Source organism: Streptomyces sp. NBC_00576 (genome assembly GCF_036345175.1).
Classification (GTDB): domain Bacteria; phylum Actinomycetota; class Actinomycetes; order Streptomycetales; family Streptomycetaceae; genus Streptomyces.
In genome coordinates this window covers 10,862,418-10,878,415 of sequence record NZ_CP107780.1, presented here as the reverse complement: position 1 = coordinate 10,878,415, position 15,998 = coordinate 10,862,418, and the positions used below count along the sequence as shown (strand labels likewise).

At 69.2% G+C, this 15,998-nt stretch carries 11 protein-coding genes and 1 pseudogene; 8 read left to right on the top strand and 4 right to left on the bottom strand.

The features are described from left to right. Positions 1-37: 37 nt before the first annotated feature. A pseudogene (locus OG734_RS48290) lies at positions 38-484 on the top strand (TniQ family protein); the annotation flags it as partial. 42 nt (positions 485-526) lie between these two features. Continuing rightward, positions 527-3,259, top strand: coding sequence for a helicase associated domain-containing protein (locus tag OG734_RS47280; RefSeq protein ID WP_330285412.1), 2,733 nt, complete (start codon positions 527-529; stop codon positions 3,257-3,259). 42 nt (positions 3,260-3,301) lie between these two features. On the opposite strand, the gene OG734_RS47275 is transcribed toward OG734_RS47280, so the two are convergent. Genes OG734_RS47275 through OG734_RS47265 form a run of 3 tightly spaced genes read right to left on the bottom strand, consistent with a single transcriptional unit; the run spans position 3,302 to position 7,076 of the window. Further along, positions 3,302-4,978, bottom strand: a complete 1,677-nt coding sequence (locus tag OG734_RS47275) for an ADP-ribosylglycohydrolase family protein (protein ID WP_330293514.1) — start codon at positions 4,976-4,978, stop codon at positions 3,302-3,304. A 17-nt stretch (positions 4,979-4,995) separates the two neighbouring features. Continuing rightward, positions 4,996-5,679, bottom strand: coding sequence for a DarT ssDNA thymidine ADP-ribosyltransferase family protein (locus OG734_RS47270; RefSeq protein ID WP_330285413.1), 684 nt, complete (start codon positions 5,677-5,679; stop codon positions 4,996-4,998). Next, entirely contained in the window at positions 5,676-7,076 is a 1,401-nt protein-coding gene (locus OG734_RS47265; RefSeq protein ID WP_330285414.1) for a 3'-5' exonuclease, read from the bottom strand. The genes OG734_RS47270 and OG734_RS47265 overlap by 4 nt, the downstream gene beginning before the upstream one ends. Positions 7,077-7,966: 890 nt before the next feature. Between OG734_RS47265 and OG734_RS47260 the strand changes: the two genes are divergently transcribed. The 6 genes from OG734_RS47260 to OG734_RS47235 all read left to right on the top strand — a co-directional run bounded on the left by OG734_RS47260 (position 7,967) and on the right by OG734_RS47235 (position 15,420). Beyond that, positions 7,967-9,316: a DNA-binding protein gene (locus tag OG734_RS47260; RefSeq protein ID WP_330285415.1), complete on the top strand. Its 1,350-nt coding sequence runs from the start codon at positions 7,967-7,969 to the stop codon at positions 9,314-9,316. Between the two features lie 171 nt (positions 9,317-9,487). Beyond that, on the top strand, positions 9,488-10,264 hold the full coding sequence (locus OG734_RS47255) for a TnsA-like heteromeric transposase endonuclease subunit (RefSeq protein WP_330293515.1): 777 nt from the start codon (positions 9,488-9,490) through the stop codon (positions 10,262-10,264). Beyond that, positions 10,261-12,393 carry a Mu transposase C-terminal domain-containing protein gene (locus tag OG734_RS47250; RefSeq protein ID WP_330285416.1) on the top strand — a complete coding sequence of 711 codons (2,133 nt, stop codon included), beginning with the start codon at positions 10,261-10,263 and terminating at the stop codon, positions 12,391-12,393. The genes OG734_RS47255 and OG734_RS47250 overlap by 4 nt, the downstream gene beginning before the upstream one ends. Before the next feature lie 104 nt (positions 12,394-12,497). Further along, positions 12,498-13,481 (top strand): TniB family NTP-binding protein, encoded by a 984-nt coding sequence (locus tag OG734_RS47245; protein ID WP_330293516.1) that lies wholly within the window; start codon positions 12,498-12,500, stop codon positions 13,479-13,481. 7 nt (positions 13,482-13,488) lie between these two features. Further along, complete coding sequence (locus tag OG734_RS47240) at positions 13,489-14,115, top strand: hypothetical protein (protein WP_330285417.1); 627 nt, start codon at positions 13,489-13,491, stop codon at positions 14,113-14,115. 246 nt (positions 14,116-14,361) lie between these two features. After that, positions 14,362-15,420 (top strand): hypothetical protein, encoded by a 1,059-nt coding sequence (locus OG734_RS47235; protein ID WP_330285418.1) that lies wholly within the window; start codon positions 14,362-14,364, stop codon positions 15,418-15,420. A 264-nt stretch (positions 15,421-15,684) separates the two neighbouring features. Here OG734_RS47235 and OG734_RS47230 read toward each other — a convergent pair whose 3' ends face one another. Next, a complete protein-coding gene (locus tag OG734_RS47230; RefSeq protein ID WP_330285419.1) occupies positions 15,685-15,984 on the bottom strand; it encodes a hypothetical protein in 300 nt (99 codons plus the stop codon). Positions 15,985-15,998: the final 14 nt, after the last annotated feature.

Genomic DNA, 15,998 nt, shown 5'->3' with positions numbered 1-15,998 from the left:
GAGTCGAAGCACGATAGTTGTCACAAGAGACGGGCGGGTGGGGACGCTGTTGCTGGCCGCGGGTGCCTTTCGGGTGGCTCCCCTGCAGGGTGAGATGACGCTGTCGTTCCTGGGGCGGATCGCGGACAGGTACGGCCTGACGGTGCGGAGTCTGCTGTCGTCGGTTACCGAAGTGGCTGGCCAGCAGGGCGTCGTCCGGGCTCTGCAGGGCGACAGCGAGGTGTTCTTGAACGCCGCGGCCCGGGACCGGGTCGCGGCGCTGTGTCGTGTGCCGCAGGTGGGCTTACGCCATGCGTTGCCGGCCTGGACGCGGGAGGAGCCGCTGGGCCCCTCGAAGGAGCGGCCGGCGGTGCGGCTCTACAACGGGGTGGAGACGGTTGCTGCCTGGGGTCCGGCGTGCCCGGGCTGTGTGGCTGCGCGGACCGGTCGCGTTGCACCAGCCCGGGTGTACCTGGCGGCGCACCAACGAGTCTGCCCACGCCACCGATGCTGGCTGATGAACGTGCCTGGCAGCGGGGGCCGTGTCGTGGGGTTGGCCGGATGCCCGGAGGTGGTCCAGGCGCAGGCGGATCACCGCAGGCTGCTGCACCGCTCCCCCGTCGCTGGTTCGGCGTTCGAGGTTGCGGAAGCGGTCACAGCCTGGTGGTGGGCGCAGGAGTGGCCCGAGGAACGTCTGTGGCCGATGCGGCTGGATGCGGCCATGCCCGCGGGCGAGGATCCGCAGCGGTGGCGGATCCTGGCGCGGGATCTGGTCACCTACCCCGAGACCGTCTCCCTCGCCACGCTTCTGGCAAGCCGGGCCTGGCGGCTCCGTGTCGCTGCTGACGGTGGTGGTCACCTCCCTTACCGGTTGGCTGATGTGCCCTGCGTGCCCGGCGAGCTGGGCCATCGCTTGCGGCGACCGTGGCTCACCGAGCGTCTGGCCGGCTGTACCCACGGAGCGCTGTTTGCCTGGACGTACCAGTGCATCCGTACCGAGGGCGGCAGTGGAGACGACGAACAGCGGCTGTGGCAGGTCCCCTTGGCGCTCCGGCCCCGGCCTCTCGCCGACGTTCTCGCGGGCTACCAGCGTCGGAAGACCGCGGGCACAGAGGGTCTGCCGGCTCAGAAACGGCTGCGGGGTCACAGCGTGCACGCCGAGGGCGCCTTCGCCGCCGGCCTGGCCCACGCGCGCACCTACGCCGCCCAGCACGGCCACCTCGCCACCCAACGCGACACCCGAGTCGGTTCCTTCGCCCTGGGGAAATGGGTGCACAACCAGCAGGCCCACGCCTTGGTCCTGCCTGAAGAAAAGGCCGCCGCCCTCAAGGAGGTGGATCTGTGGTGGAACATCCCCTGGTCGGTGAAGTGGCAGCGCTCCTACTACCGCGCCCGCGACCACGTCAGACGCCACGGCCCCCTCAACGCCGTCGACGGCTTCCCCGACACCCACATGCTGACCGGGGAATGGCTGTACCTGCAGTGCACCGACTACAGCTCACTCCACCCCCAACAACGCCGTCTGCTGGCCGACATCGGCCTCACGGCCCAGGCCGCCGGTAGTGCACGCCCGCGCCGAACGAGCCGGACAGCAGGCATCGATAAGGCTGTTGACTGTGCGCGCGCCTTCGCCGCCGAACACGGATGCCTGGCCCTGGCCACCAAGAACATCTCGTACCAAGGGTTTTTGCTCGGGAAGTGGCTCACTGCCCAGCGTTGCCTCACCCGCCGCCAGGACGAACCCGGCGCGCACCTCCAGGTACTCGACGCGATCGACGTGTGGTGGAACCCGCCGTGGTCCTTGACGTGGCAGCGCACCTGGCACCGGATCCGCGCTCATGCCCGAGACCGGCACCAAGGGGCCGCAGAAAGGAGCTGGCCGGACGGCAGTGACAGCTGGGCCACGTGGCTGTCCGTACAGTGCACCGGTTACAAGCAGTTGCATCCGCTGCAGCAGCGTCTGCTGGCGGAGATCGGCATCACCACCGAGACCGCCGCCGCTTGCCCCCACGAGATCATCGCCCAGCTCTGCGGTACGGGCCCCGGGCTGGCCCACGCGCGCACGTACGCCGCCGCACACGGCCACCTCGCCACGCCCCTGAAAGCTTGTCCTGAGGGGTTTCCGCTGGGCCGGTGGCTGAGCGAACAGCGCCACCAGGCGCGGGAGCACCATCGCAGTACAGGCGGGACATGGCCGGTCAGCACGCTCCTCGCAGCGCTCGACCCCTGGTGGAACCCGACCTGGTCCTTGGAGTGGCAACGCCATTGGACTCGCGTACGCGAGCGGTCAGAGTCCGCGTCCGCAGCCGACGGCGGTGGCACCGGCATTGCGGACCTTGAGAAGGAGCTGGCCGACTGGCTGAGGCGTCAGTGCACCGACTACGGCACACTCCACCCCGAGCAGCACCGCCTGCTGACCAAGATCGGTATCACCGCCGAGACAGCCCGAGCCGCCCAACCACCGGCTCTCCGCGTTGGGCCCGGTCTGCTGGACACCGCGCTCGCACAAGCCTGCACCTACGCGGCCGAATACGGCCATATCGCCGCACCCGTCAGCACCGTCCTCGACGGGTTCCCGCTGGGGAAGTGGCTGGCCTGGCAACGACGACGCGCCGGTCAGGGCCACCTCTCCCCCACCCGGGCCGAAGCCCTGACCCTGATCGATCCGTGGTGGAATCCGCCCTGGCCCCTGCAATGGCAGCAGGCCTACCACCGCCTCCGCACAGCAGCCACGGGTGCCGACGGCGTACCGGCCACGAACCTCCCACGAGGCCTTTGCCGCTGGATCCGTGTCCAGCAGGAGTCCTGGGAGCATCTCCACCCCGGCCAGCAGGACCTCCTGACCGCCCTCGGCATCACACCCGATGCTGTCGTAGGCGAACGACCCGCCCCGGCCACACGCTCCTACCCCGCCAGCCCCGGAATCGACCACGCACGCGCCTACGCCGCCCGACACGGCCACCTCACCCCGGACAAGCACACCCGACAAGACGGCTTCCCCCTCGGCAGATGGCTGGGCCAGCAACGCCGCAAAGCCCGCGCCGGCGTTCTCTCCACCACCACCATTGAGGCGCTCACCGCCCTGGACCCGTGGTGGAACCCACCCTGGCCCTACACCTGGCACCGCACCTGGCAGCAATACCGCCCCGATACCCCACGCGCCACACGATGGATCACCGCCCAGCGCCAGGCATGGCCGCTCCTGCACCCTGCCCAGCAGCAGCTACTGGCAGGTCTCGGCCTCAATCCCGACGGCCCCGGTCCAGCCGCCTCAGACTAGGCCGCGGCCTCAATCCCAGCACCGGGTTGGCCCGCTGTAGGTTCAGCCAGGCCGCTCCTGCTCGCTTTGGTAGGCACGGGCGAGGAGTCCGGCGAGGGCGGCAGCCCGCTCCACGCCATATCGTCCGCTTCCCATTTGGTGAAGCAGCGCACGGCCCACCTGCTCTGGAGGGAAGCCGTTCCTAGCCAGGCCTTGAACGATTTCCTCGAGAGTCGGGGGTCCGGGCCTGTGGGCACGCTCGCTCAAGGTTCCCCGCGCGGCCCCACGCTCCAGCCTGCCCTGGTCTGTTGTGACGGCTGAAGATGTTGGAGTGTCGAAAAGGAGTTGCTGGTCGGTTGGAGCGGCGTCCGCCGATTGCCGAGTCCGTGGTTGGCGGACGTCTCCCGGAAGCAGGTGTTCATCCAGCGGCCTGAGGTCCGGCCTGGCGCGCACCAGAACGCTCTGCCCAAACGGCAAGGTGCCCCATACATAGGTGGCTTGATTGCCTGGTGTTGGAGTTCCTACGGGGGTGAGGGTTCCTAGGCCGGACAAAGCCGGCCCGTTGGGTGTGTGGCCTACGAGGTCGAGTGTGGCTTTGGGAGGGCTCCAGCGCAGAAGGTCTGGGTAGGCGAACGTGGCGGTTTCGCGTCCTCGGGAGATATCCCACATGCGGCGGGCTTCAGAGTCGATGGCGTCGGCGTCTTGTACGGCACCGGGTGGAGGAGCTGCTGTGACAGCGCCGAGGAGAGCGCCGGCCATCGTGGCAATGGTGTCCGTGTCCGAGCCGAGGGTGTTGGCGGCTAGGAGCAGCGCAGCTTCTGGGGAGCTGGCGTAGGCGTATGCGAGCACCGCGGCAAGCACAGTAGTGACTGTGCCTGATCCGCGCGTGGCATCGTCGAAGCCGCCCAGCCGCTCTACCAGGGCCGTGTAGGTCTCCGGGGTAAGAGGTGTTGCGGAGTCAACGGCTTCGAAGGCTGTGCGGCATTCGTCCGCGACCGTGAGGGCAGCTGACCGGAAGTCGGTGCCAGCGGCGTCGGTCCAGGTGGGTAGCCAGAGGTAAGCGAGTTCGTCGTCTTTTGCGATGACGTCCGGTACCTGCTCGAGCCAGTCGATTGCGGGGCGCCATTGCTTGGGACCCGGGAGTTCGTTGGCGTCCAGGGTGTGGGCCAGCAGGACTGCGTGCAGGACGGCGCCGAGGATGCCTCGGGGGTGGCCGTGGGTGCTGACTGCGTTGCGTATGACGTCGCGGGTGATGTGGTCCCAGTTGGTGAGGTCCCGTGCGGACCAGACGTGGGGCTGGATACGCATGGCGGCGCCGTTGCCGCCGATGTCGACGTAGCGGGCGGCTTTGGTGGCGAAGATGTTCTGTGACCACTTGGCCTCGACCCGCATCAAGCCGGTTGCTGCTGCTTTGGTGCCGCGGCCGGCCCCGAGGGCGTATGCCTGCCAGGCGACGACTTCGATCTTCGCGAATGCCTCGGCGTCGAATTCTCCGTCTCCGCGGATGGCGCGGGAAGTGGCAAGACGGAGCTGGGTGTCATCGGAGTACGCGCCCGCTGGCAGGGGCATGTCGCGTCCGTAGCGTCCCCCGATGCGCCTTTTCCAGGGGACGGTGGTGGTGACTTCATCATGTCCGATGCGGCGTTGCACGCCTGCGGTGTCGGTCAGTTCGGTGATGAAGCCGAGTGCGTCTCCGTACGCCGCCCACTGGGCTGAGGCGCGTACTGCCTCCCATTGCATGGCGCTCACCGTAGTCCTTACCTGCCAAACGTGATCGGGTCGACGGAGATGTCGACCTCATCATGTCCGCTGGCGCTGACAATGGCCTCAGCGTTCGCTGCGTCCTCGTCGGTGAGGACGTAGATGTGCTGCAGGTGCTGAGTGGAGACGGCCTGCGGGTAGAGCACTTCGGCCTGGGGATTTGTCGGGAGTTGAGGCGCTCGGTCGTGGCGCAGCATCGTCTTGCTGAAGCCCTTGGGGACTCTGTCGGCGAAGAGGGCTTCGGCTCCGGGTAGGCCCTCCCCGGGGGTGATGCCGTCGTATCCCATGTTGCCTGGGGCGAACAGGACGCCGGGGTGCGTCATGATCACTGGGTCGAAGCTGAGGACTGCCCAGAACAGGTCCTCGTTCGCCCACCAGTCTTCACTGCTGATGCGCAGGAAGCGGTGGTTGGGTTCACTGATGCTGAGGTTCACATAAGACCAGTACTGCGGAGCTTCTCTGCGGATCTTGGTGTTCTGGTGGTAGATGCTTTCCAGGTACTGGTCTTCGGACAGCAGTGCCCGGGCCCTGCAGAGCCGCTGCACGAGGATGCCGAGCAGGCCACGGTTGGTGGTGAAGTGCACCAATTCGGTGATCTTACGTTCCTGGATGAGCGCGTGGATGCCCTCAGGGTGTCCTTCACTACCCGGTATGGCCGGGATCGGTTCTGCCGCGGTCATACGGTCTTCACCTCGTAGGTGTCCGGGTCCATGCAGGCGATGAGGTCGCTGGCCTCGGTGGGCTTGTAGGTGATGGTCAGCGTCTTACGGGCACGTCCGGCGGACATGGCCAACAGGCGCAGGTGGGCGTCTCGTTCGCTGTCACCGGGCTCCGTAGCGTGCGGCATGACTTCGCTGTTGAGTCCGACGATGATCACATGGTCGAACTCCAGGCCCTTAGCGGAGTGCATGGTCGACAGCGCCACGTTCACCGGGCCGGTGGGCCATTCCCCGTTACGCGTGAGCTCGACCCAGGCGAGGCCAGCGGCGGTCAGGCGGGTCTCGACGTAACTGAACCAGCCGCCGCCCTTTGCGTGCAGGATGGCAACGGACTCGTCGTTGTCCGGGCCGAGGTCGTTGAGGAACTGCACAACATGGTCCATCTGCTGGGTGAAGGTGCCCTGGACCAGCAGGGGCTTGTCGCCGTCCCCCTCGCACGAGGACAGATCCGGGATCGCAGCGTCGTCCGTGGTCTCCACGTCGCGCAGCAGCGGGGCCGCGAAGGCGGCGATCTGCCGGGTGTTGCGGAAGTTCTTCGACAGCAGCTTGCTGTTGTGCGACCCCACGCTCAGGCCGACCTCGGCCCAGGTGAATCGCTGGGGGTAGATGCGCTGAGCGGCATCGAGGACGAAGGTGAGCGTGTGCTCGTCGGTGACATGGTTGAGGACGGCACGGACCTGGTTTGCGGAGAAGTCCTGGGCCTCGTCGACGACGATCACGTGGTACGGGTCGTCGGCGCGCTTGGCGGCCATGGCGTTCGCCAGGTCAGCCCAGTCCCAGGCCTGCTGCTCCTTCTTCCATTCCTGGAACGGAACGATCACCTCGTCCAGCAGCCGACGGCGCATCGAGGTCGGCATGCGCGGGGAACGGCCACGGCCCTGACGCTCGCACTCGACATACTCGGCCAGGCGGTCCGGCATGAAGCGGCCCAGGAAGTAGTCCACTTCGGAGCGCACGAAGTCGTTGGACAGCGGCAGGGGCGCAGCCAGGTCGTTCAGTTTCCCGTTGCGCTCGGGCTCCCGGAGGATCCGCTCGTAGGGCACGCGGTCGGTGGCCCACTTGGCGAAGGTGGAGATCGTCAGCTCGACGTCGTTTCCTTTGATCTGTTCCTGGGTGAGTTCCTCAATGTAGCCGCGCAAAGTCTTGTTGTAGGTGAGGACCAGGACCCGGACGGGGCCCTCGATGAAGCCGTCGCGGCGTCGTCGCTGCCAGAAGCCGACGGTGAACTTCAGCCGGTACAGGGCCGTGGTGGTCTTGCCGCTGCCGGCGGCGCCCCGCACGACGAAGACTCCCGGCTTGTGGTTGTTGATCACCGTGAGCTGCTCGCTCGTCGGCTGCGTCGGTCTGAGAACCTTCATCCGCGCGGTCCCTCCCCAAGACTCGCCCCCTGAACCTGATGCCATGTTAGGAGTGGAGGTAGCCAGAAGTACCGAAGATCAGACAGACAGCCTGTCGCACTATTCCGGGCAGCGCCGTTCCGATCACCCATTTGAGTGACAGTCCCGGAACGGGACACCCTGCGATTGCCGGGCTAGCGCGGGCGTCTGCTGGCGCGCGTCACCGGTGCCGAAGCAGAGGCGGCGCTGCAGCCGGAAAGTGCAGGAGTTCGCACTGACACCGGTACATCCGGGTGGCATCCTGACCCGCGTGCGCCCCAACGGACTTATGGATAAACCCAGTTGGGGTTACCTACCGGTTCGCCTGCACGGCAGGACAGGTATGACGTTATGTGGAGTTTGTGATCATCGACAGCAGCCAGGACGGCGGGCAGGCCAGCTTGCCCGCCGTCGCGGGCCGCGCCTGCCGGGTGCCGGAACCGGGCGCGGTGGAGGCCGAGTTCGCCGGGGTGGACGGCACGCCGGTGCAGCGCCGCTGGGCTGAGGCCGCCGTCGCAGTCAGGTTCGAGCAGCTGGCGCCGGTGAAGGCAGGCCGCAGCGGGCGCGGGTGGTCCTGGAGGCGGCATGCGCGCGCGTGGGCTGGACGCACAGGCGGCTTGAGCCGCCTCCAGCGGTGGTGGCGAATCTGCAGTGGCTTGCCGGCTACCGCCACCCACGCAATCGGGGTTCGAAACGTCACGCGCCGCTCTTCAAGCGGGTGGAGCCAGGTGGCCAATATTGAGAGGCATTGAACGACGTCCGAGCCGAGAGGGAGGCCCACGGCCTGGGGAAGTAATGAGACGACGGGCCGAGGACCGGACGGCTGCTGCGAAAACGCCCGCCCGGATCGGCGAACACGAGACCGTGGTGGAGTGACCCAACATCCCGGCCTCCTGCGGACAGCTCCCCTGCAGGGGGAGACAACCTCGTCGCTGATCTGCCGCATCGCGAGCCGCTACGGGATGGAAGCGAAGGTGTTGCGGTCGTGCTGGCAGTGGCGCAACTACCCGCCCACGTACGACGGCGGGGGCGCGCGGGCCGACGCCGAGGTGCTGCTGAACGCGCCCGGACGGCAGCTCCTGGCAGGCCTGTGCCGCGTCGGGGAAGACGTCCTGGCGCGGGCGTTGCCGTCCTGGGGACAGGAGGACGCCAAGCTGTCGGCCGGAAAGAACGGGGTGCCGGCGGCGGCGTGGCGGACCGGGGGCGCGGTCGCCGGACCGGTCGCCTTCGGCTGCCGCCTGTGCGCGGCCCGGCGTACGGGGACGGCCGTGCGGGTGGTGCGGTACGTGCCGCGCTGGGAGCGGGTGTGCGTCCGGCACGGACGGTGGCTCCTGGACGCGGACGCCGACCAGCCCCTGGAGCACTTGGACGTACGCGGCCTGCCGGAGGTGGCCGCGGCGCAGCGGCGGTGGACGGGTGTGGCGCGGCGGGCAGCACGGGCTGGAGTAGAGCCGGAGAGGGTGTTCGCTCTGGCTTATGCGGTGGTAGCCCTGTGGTGGGAGCAGGCCCTCACCTGGGAGCGGGAGACCATCTGGCCGCGGCGGCTGCACCAGGTCGCGGGCGGCAACGCCGGGACGGAACTGGAGCGGTGGCGGATCGTGGGCCGGGACGCGGTCGTCTTCCCCGAGGTGGTGGCCGTCGCCGACGCACTGCTGGACCCGGCCATGGCGCAGCTGGTGTGGAGGGACAGCGGGGCCGGGCGGCCGCGGCCGCTGCCCGCCGACGGGGCGTTCTGCCGCCGACTGGGCGAGCGGGTCGGGCGGGGGTGGCTGGGGCCGCTGGCCGCCACCGACTACGGCGGCCCGCTGACCTCGTGGATGGGCGCCGTCATCCGTATCCGCCGCGGCGCGGGAGGGCCGCCCGGCTACGGCAACGACCCCTGGTGGCTGCGGCAGGAGCACCAGCCCGCCACCATGGCCGGACAGTTGCGCGTCCTGTCCAAGGAACGCAGCGCGCCCGGCTCGGGCACCACGTGGCGCTCTGTGGTGCCGGCCGAGCAACGGGCACTGATCACCAGCCTGGTCAACGACGCCGAAGAGCAGCTGACCCAGTTGCGCGGTGTCCAGTACGGCAAGACCGCCGACGCCGCGCAGCAGTTGCAGCCCTCGCGGCCGGGATGGCCCTGGAGGATCTTGCACGCTGGGCCCGCCTGCCGGCCGATGTCCTGGCCGAAGCACTCCCGGCCCACCGCAACGGGAGGCCAGGAAGGGAACGGTGAGTAAGCGTCAGGAGGCAGGGAAGCGTGTACGGACCGTGATCCGCAGGGCGTACCTCATCGCCCAGCACTCGTGATCAAAATCTGTGAAGCCGCCCGCCGCACCGGCAGGACGGGCTTGACTGGGCGCGTGGGCAGCAAGGACGCAACGGCCGCAGCGGGTGGCCGCTCACAGCGCATGCAGACGGATACCGGATCCGAGTGGGAGGCGGTCTTCGTCGACCCCCTCGGGCAGGTGGTGCAGCAGCGGTGGGCGGACGCGGTTCTCGCGGTGGCCTTCGAGGAGCTGGAGCCGGTGTCGGCGTTCCCGGTGGTGCCGGGGCGGCGGTGGGGGCCCGGTCAGTGGTGGTCGGCCACGACCGGCCGGCATGTGGCGTGCGGGTCGGCCGCGATGCGGGCGCAGCTGATGATGCTGGACCGCGACCCCGATGTGGTCGGCCTGGCCGGGCGGCCGGTCCGTCTGCTGTGGCGGGACGCGCGCGGCCAGGTCCGCTCGTGGGTGCCGCAGCTCTTCGCCCGCCAGCGCGACGGCACCGCCCTGCTGGCCGACTGCCCCAGCCACCCGGAGGCCGGCGGTGAGCGGGCGCAGCGGGCTGCGACGGTCCTGGAGGCGGCGTGCGTGCAGGCCGGCTGGAGCTACCGGCGCCTCGAGCCGCTGGAGATGACGCTTTCGGCGAACCTGAAATGGCTGGCCGGCTACCGCCACCCCCGCAACGCCGGCCGTCCCCCTCTCGCGGCCGCCGTACGCGAGGCATTCGCCCAGCCGCGGCCGCTGATCGAGGGCGCCGAAGCGGTGGGCGACCCGATCGAAGTCCTGCCCGCCGTCTTCCACGCCCTGTGGCACGAACACCTCACTACGCCCCTGGACGTACCGCTGAACGAGCGGGTCCTCGTCAGCACCGGCGCCGACGATGCGAACGGCCGCGGCGGCCCGGGCAGCGGGGATGGACGGTGAGCGTGCGGCGTGGCGGACGGCCGGTGCTGCAGGTCGGAGCGCACGTCCGCTTCCGCGAGAGCACCTGGCAGGTCATCGCTGTGGCGGGCCAGCAGGTCTACCTCGCCGGTGAGACGGGCGAAGACGAGACGGTCGTGGCCGGGCACCTGTTCGCCGACCCGTCCTTCACCATCGTGGGCGCCCAGATGCCCCAGGCCGTGACGCAGTGGGGTCTGTTCGAAACCGCGCCCGAGGACGCGCGGCGCAAGGCGCTGGCCTGGCAGCGGCACATCCGCGAGGTGGAGACCGGCCTGCCCGGCGGGATGGCGGACAGCGGCGGGGTGCCCCGGGCCGAGTACGACCCCGACCGATTCACGCTCGCGCAGCGCGAGGAGGCCAAGGCGGCGGAGCTGACCGCGATCGGTTTCGGACCTGTCTCCCGGACCACGGTGCAGCGCATGCGCCTGGCCTACCGCAAGCAGGGACTGTGGGGGCTGGTCGACCACCGCACCACCCGTCGGCCCGTGCCTACCGGGCGCACCGACGAACGCGTCATCGCTGCCGTCGAGGAAGCGCTGCGCCGCCAGCGCGACCGTTCCAAGGGCACCGTCAAGGGCCTGATGCCCCTGGTCACGCAGATCCTTACCGACCGGTACGGCCGCGGCACCGTGCCCGCCCCCTCCCAGGCCACCTTCTACCGGCTCGTCCACCAACTCGCCAATCCCGCCGAACACCCCCACCGCCCCGCCCGTACCCTTCCCTCCCCCACCGGCGGACGGGCGTTCACCCCGACCGTGGCGCTGCGGCCGGGCGAGCAGGTGCAGGTCGACACCACCCGGCTGGACGTCCTGGCCGTCTTCGACGACGGCACCACCGGCCGGCCCGAACTCACGATCGCCGTCGACGTCGCCACCCGCGCCATCCTCGCCGCCGTCCTGCGCCCCGGCGGCACCAAGGCCGTCGACGCCGCCCTGCTGCTCGCCGAGATGGCCGTCCCCCACCCCGCCCGCCCCGCCTGGCCCGACGCCCTGCGCCTCGCCCACACCCAACTCCCCCAGCTACAGCGGCTGATGGGCCTGGATGAACGCCTTCAGGGCGCAGCCGCCCGGCCGGTGATAGTGCCCGAGACGATCGTCGTGGACCGGGGCAAGATCTACCTGTCCACGGCGTTCAGCGCCGCCTGCGAGACCCTCGGCATCAGCGTCCAGCCCACCCCGCCCCACGCCCCCGCCGCCAAAGGCATCGTCGAGCGCACCTTCGGCACCATCAACGCACTCCTGTGCCAGCACCTGCCCGGCTACACCGGCTCCAACGTCACCCGCCGCGGACCGGACGCCGAAACCGAGGCCTGCTTCAGCGTCGCCCAGCTCCAGGACCTGCTGGACGAATGGCTGATCCACTACCACCACCGCCCCCACGAAGGCCTGCGCCACCCCACCCTGCCCAAGAAGGCCCTCACCCCGAACCAGATGTGGGCCGCGCTCATCGCCGTCGCCGGCCACGTACCCCTCCCGCTGAGCGGCAGCGATTACCTCGAACTGCTGCCGGTGCGCTGGCAGGCCATCACCGAACGCGGCATCCGCGTCGACCACCGCACCTACGACCACGATGTCCTCGCCCCCTACCGCGGCCAGCCCTCCCCGGTCACCGCGCGCGGCGGCAAATGGGAAGTCCACACCAACCCCCACGACGCCCGCCAGGTATGGATCCGCCTGCCCGACGGACACCTGACAGAGATCCCGTGGATCCACCGCGACCACATCCACCAGCCGTTCAACAGCGCCACCTGGCAGCACATCAAAACCGTCACCGCCCGCCACGGCGACCGCGACACCCACGAGGCCGACCTCGCCGACACCCTCGACCAGCTCATGCGCCGCGCCCACACCCGCACCGCCACCCCCGGCGAGCAACACCTCCTCACCCGCACCGCACCGCTGAAAACACCCCCGCCCACGGCCGCCACCCGCCCTCCGGACCCGCAGCAGGCCGACGGCTGGGACGACGACAGCCTCGACGACCTCCCCGACAACGCAGAGCAGACCGACGGCGCGGACGAACCCGGCGACGACACCGCCGACGCCCCCGACCCCGCCCCCTACACCGGCCTCGGTCTCTACGACCCCGCCCAGGAAGCCCTCAACTGGTGACCACCCGCCCGCACATCACCACCGACAGCCCGGCAAGCAAGCCTGCCCGCACACGCGCCGACGGCCCGTGGCCGGACGCCCCTGCCAACGAACCGGAGTGGCCGATCACCACCTGGCAGGGCTGGGAGGACTTCGCCACCACGCCGCCCCGCACCCCGCCCCAGCCCGGCGACGCCCCTCGCAGCACGGAAGAACGCCTCGCCTACCACTCCGCGTTCGTCACCGTCCGCACCCCCGCCATCAGCACCCTCGCCACCCAGGTCCGCACCCTGATGCTGCTCGGCCGCCACCAGCAGACCACCGCCCGGCCCTCACTGATCGTTACCGGCCCCGCCGCAGCCGGGAAAACGACCGCCCTTCTCGAAGTCGGCCGTACCTGCCACCTCGCCCACACCCGCAAACACCCCGCACCACCCGGACGCACCCACCAACAAATACCGGTCGCCTACCTGTTGGTGCCGCCCGGCGCCACCGCCAAGACCCTCGCCACCGAATTCGCCCGCTACCTCGGCATCCCCGTCACCGCCCGCATGACCCAGGCCCAGATCACCAGCGCCGTCTGCCACACCTACACCACCGCCGGCGTCCGCCTGGTCCTCATCGACGAGATCCACCGCCTCAACCCGCGCACGACCACCGGCGCGGAAGCCGCCGACCTGCTGAAAGACCTCACCGAACGCATCAGAGCGACCTTCGTCTACACCGGCATCGACGTCGCCTCAACCCCGCTGTTCGCCGGAGTCCGCGGCGCCCAACTCGCTGGCCGCGCCAGCCTCATCACCTGCGGCCCCCTCCCCGCCCGCCACGGCCAGACCCGGCCCTTCACCGACCTCATCACCGACATGGAGAACGCCCTCGACCTGAACCAGCACCCACCCGGCACACTCCCCCGCCACGCCTCCTACCTCCACCAGCGCACCGCCGGCCGCATCGGCAGCCTCGCCCGCCTCATCCGCCAAGCCGCCATCACCGCCATCTGCGACGGCACCGAACGCATCACCAAGAAAACACTCGACGCCATCCAGCTCGACCACCTCGCCGAAGAAGCCAGACGCCCCCGCACCCGCCAATCACCCACAACGGCATGATGCGGACATGAAGAAGACCACGGACACACCGGCCGGCGAGGAGTTCGCTGCCCTCTGCGGCCGGGTGTGGGACGCCCTGATCCCCGCCCGAACCGGCTACCTGGCCGCCGTCTCACCGCACTACGACGAGGTCTTCCACGACGTCGTACAGCGAACCGAGCACGCAGGCAGCCTCGGCAAGACGGACATCGCAGCCCTGGTGGTCTGGAAACGGCTCTCCGCACAGACCCGGTGGGTGACAGAACTGATGTCCCTGCCCAATATCCACGTGCGAGCGGTCACCGAGCGGGCCGTCACCGCCGTCCGCGACACCACTCTCCCGCGCGGCGAGGCCGCCCGCACAGGGCGCGGCATCATCTGGGAACTGCCCGGCTTCCGCACCGGCGACGCCCTCGCCTCAGCCATCCTCACCGCAGCAGCACCACAGCGGATGGCCGTCTACGACAGCCGCGTCCAACACGCCCTCGACACTCTCGGCCTCCCCCTCACCCCCACACCGGGACGCTACGGCCGCTACCTCCAACTCCTCGACGACCTCCTCCACCACGGCGCAACACGAGCCGACGGCTGGACCGCACGCGACATCGACACCGCCCTGTACTGGACCGGCGCCAACCCGGCACCAAGCCGCTGACCAGCGCAAACACGCACCAGACCTTTAGACACCGAGGACCATCACCAACACCACGCCACCGTTATCAACCAACCACGAATAACCCCAGACCAGAAGCCCCGTCACCACCCCGCCCAGTACCCAGAACGCGCCCTGACGCTTCTCAGGAAACCCCCAACACCCCAGCTCAAGCCGACCTTGCCACACCGACTATGAACCCCGGAATCACAACCCGACGAGCAGCAAGCGAGTCTGCGACTGTGGCTGGTGGAGAAGTCGGGGCACTCGACCAAACTGTTCGAGACACCCTGCGGTGGCCACGAGGGCAGTGAGGCGACGGCGGAGGTCCTCGTCGCCGATGACGCCTTCCATCTGCTGACGAACTGCACTACTGGTGACTTCCGGCCTGCGGACCAGCTCTTCGCCTCGCGTGATGGACGCAGGTGGAAGAAGGAGCCTTTGCCGGACAACGGCAACGAGTTCGACCATCTGGCGCGTAACGGCGACACCATGGTGCTGACCGGTGGCTTGGCCGACGACTCCGTCGAGCACACTACCGAGCCCCACACCTGGTATAGAGAGGGCAACTCCGGGTGGCACACCGGCGCGCCGCTCGACGTGGGGCGTCTGCCGGACGTCGGCGTCGTCCCCCGCAAGAACCAGGAAATGCTCGCCGTCGCACCCGCGGGCAGCGGCTTCGTCGCCATCGGGTCGGCCCGTGCGGCCGACAACTCCGCGGTGGGCGCCCTCTGGTTCTCCGCCGACGGGAAGAAGTGGGCCAAACAACCGACCCGGACCAACGGATTCGACACGTTGAGATCACTGGCCACACTCACCGTGTGGAAGAAGAAGGTCGTGGTTCTCGGTTCCCGCCGGGCCTGGGAAACCTCCGACCCGGCCAATGCCCGCATCTGGATAGGCGACCTCGCCCCCGGCCCCCGCAGCCCCTCCCCCACAGCAACGCCCCGGCCACTGGCACGGTTCGTCGGGACCTGGAGCTGGTCCGGCGCCAGCATCACCATCAAGGACGACGGCTCATTCGACTACCGCTACCTGACCATGGTGCAGTGCTCCGAGCACGCTCCTCCGTGTGACAAGGGCAGCGAAATGGGAGGCAGGGCCTCCGGGGTCCTTCACGAGGGCCGCACTGGTGACGAAGCGGTCGGCACAGTAGTCGAAGCACTCCCCAACACCCCGGCGGGATCATCCATCACGATCAGCCGTGAGCCGTACATGGCCATCGACATCACGATCAACAAGATGGGATACGGCCTGTTCTGTGAGCCAGGCGCGCACCGCTGCGCCGGCCATGTGGGCGGAGAGTGAAGGCTGCAGGAAGGCCTGTCCCGCTGCTCGGTCCGGCATTTTCAACTGCTTGGTTCTGACCGCTCCATGGACGAGGCCGGCCCGTCTGTCTCGTGGACAGTGCCCGAGGAAACGCCCCGGACAGTGGATCTCGTGTGCATCCGGGCCTGCCCGTCAGGGCGTGACACCGGTGGCTGCGTCCCTTCCACAAAAGAGGAGGCCACAAAGGCGGCGACAGGAAGGTACTGTCCCTGCGCCAGAGGCGGTTCGGCAGCCTACGGCCCCTCAGCGAACGAGCGTGATCTCGATCGGGCTATCCGGGCAGTTGCTCAGGATCTGCGAGAGCGCGGCCTTCTCGTCGGGGGCGACGGACAGCTGGTAGCGCGTGTTGTCAGCCACCCAGCCGCCGGCGTACCGGCAGTGATAGCCCTCGAAAGACGGCATCCAGGTCGCGGGGTCCTGGTCGGACTTGGAGCGGTTGGACGCTGCGGAGACGGCGATCAGCGCGCGGGGATCGTCGAGGTCGTTGGCGTAGGCCTCGCGCTCTTTCGCCGTCCACGCCGACCTATCACGACGCTCCGTCACCACCGAATGCGAGA

Excerpts from the sequence above, each read along its gene's own strand:
- OG734_RS47275 (WP_330293514.1), bottom strand. The coding sequence starts at position 4,978 with ATGCAATGGGAGGCAGTACGCGCCTCAGCCCAGTGGGCGGCGTACGGA.
- OG734_RS47270 (WP_330285413.1), bottom strand. The coding sequence starts at position 5,679 with ATGACCGCGGCAGAACCGATCCCGGCCATACCGGGTAGTGAAGGACAC.
- OG734_RS47265 (WP_330285414.1), bottom strand. The coding sequence starts at position 7,076 with ATGAAGGTTCTCAGACCGACGCAGCCGACGAGCGAGCAGCTCACGGTG.
- OG734_RS47255 (WP_330293515.1), top strand. The coding sequence starts at position 9,488 with ATGCAGACGGATACCGGATCCGAGTGGGAGGCGGTCTTCGTCGACCCC.
- OG734_RS47240 (WP_330285417.1), top strand. The coding sequence starts at position 13,489 with ATGAAGAAGACCACGGACACACCGGCCGGCGAGGAGTTCGCTGCCCTC.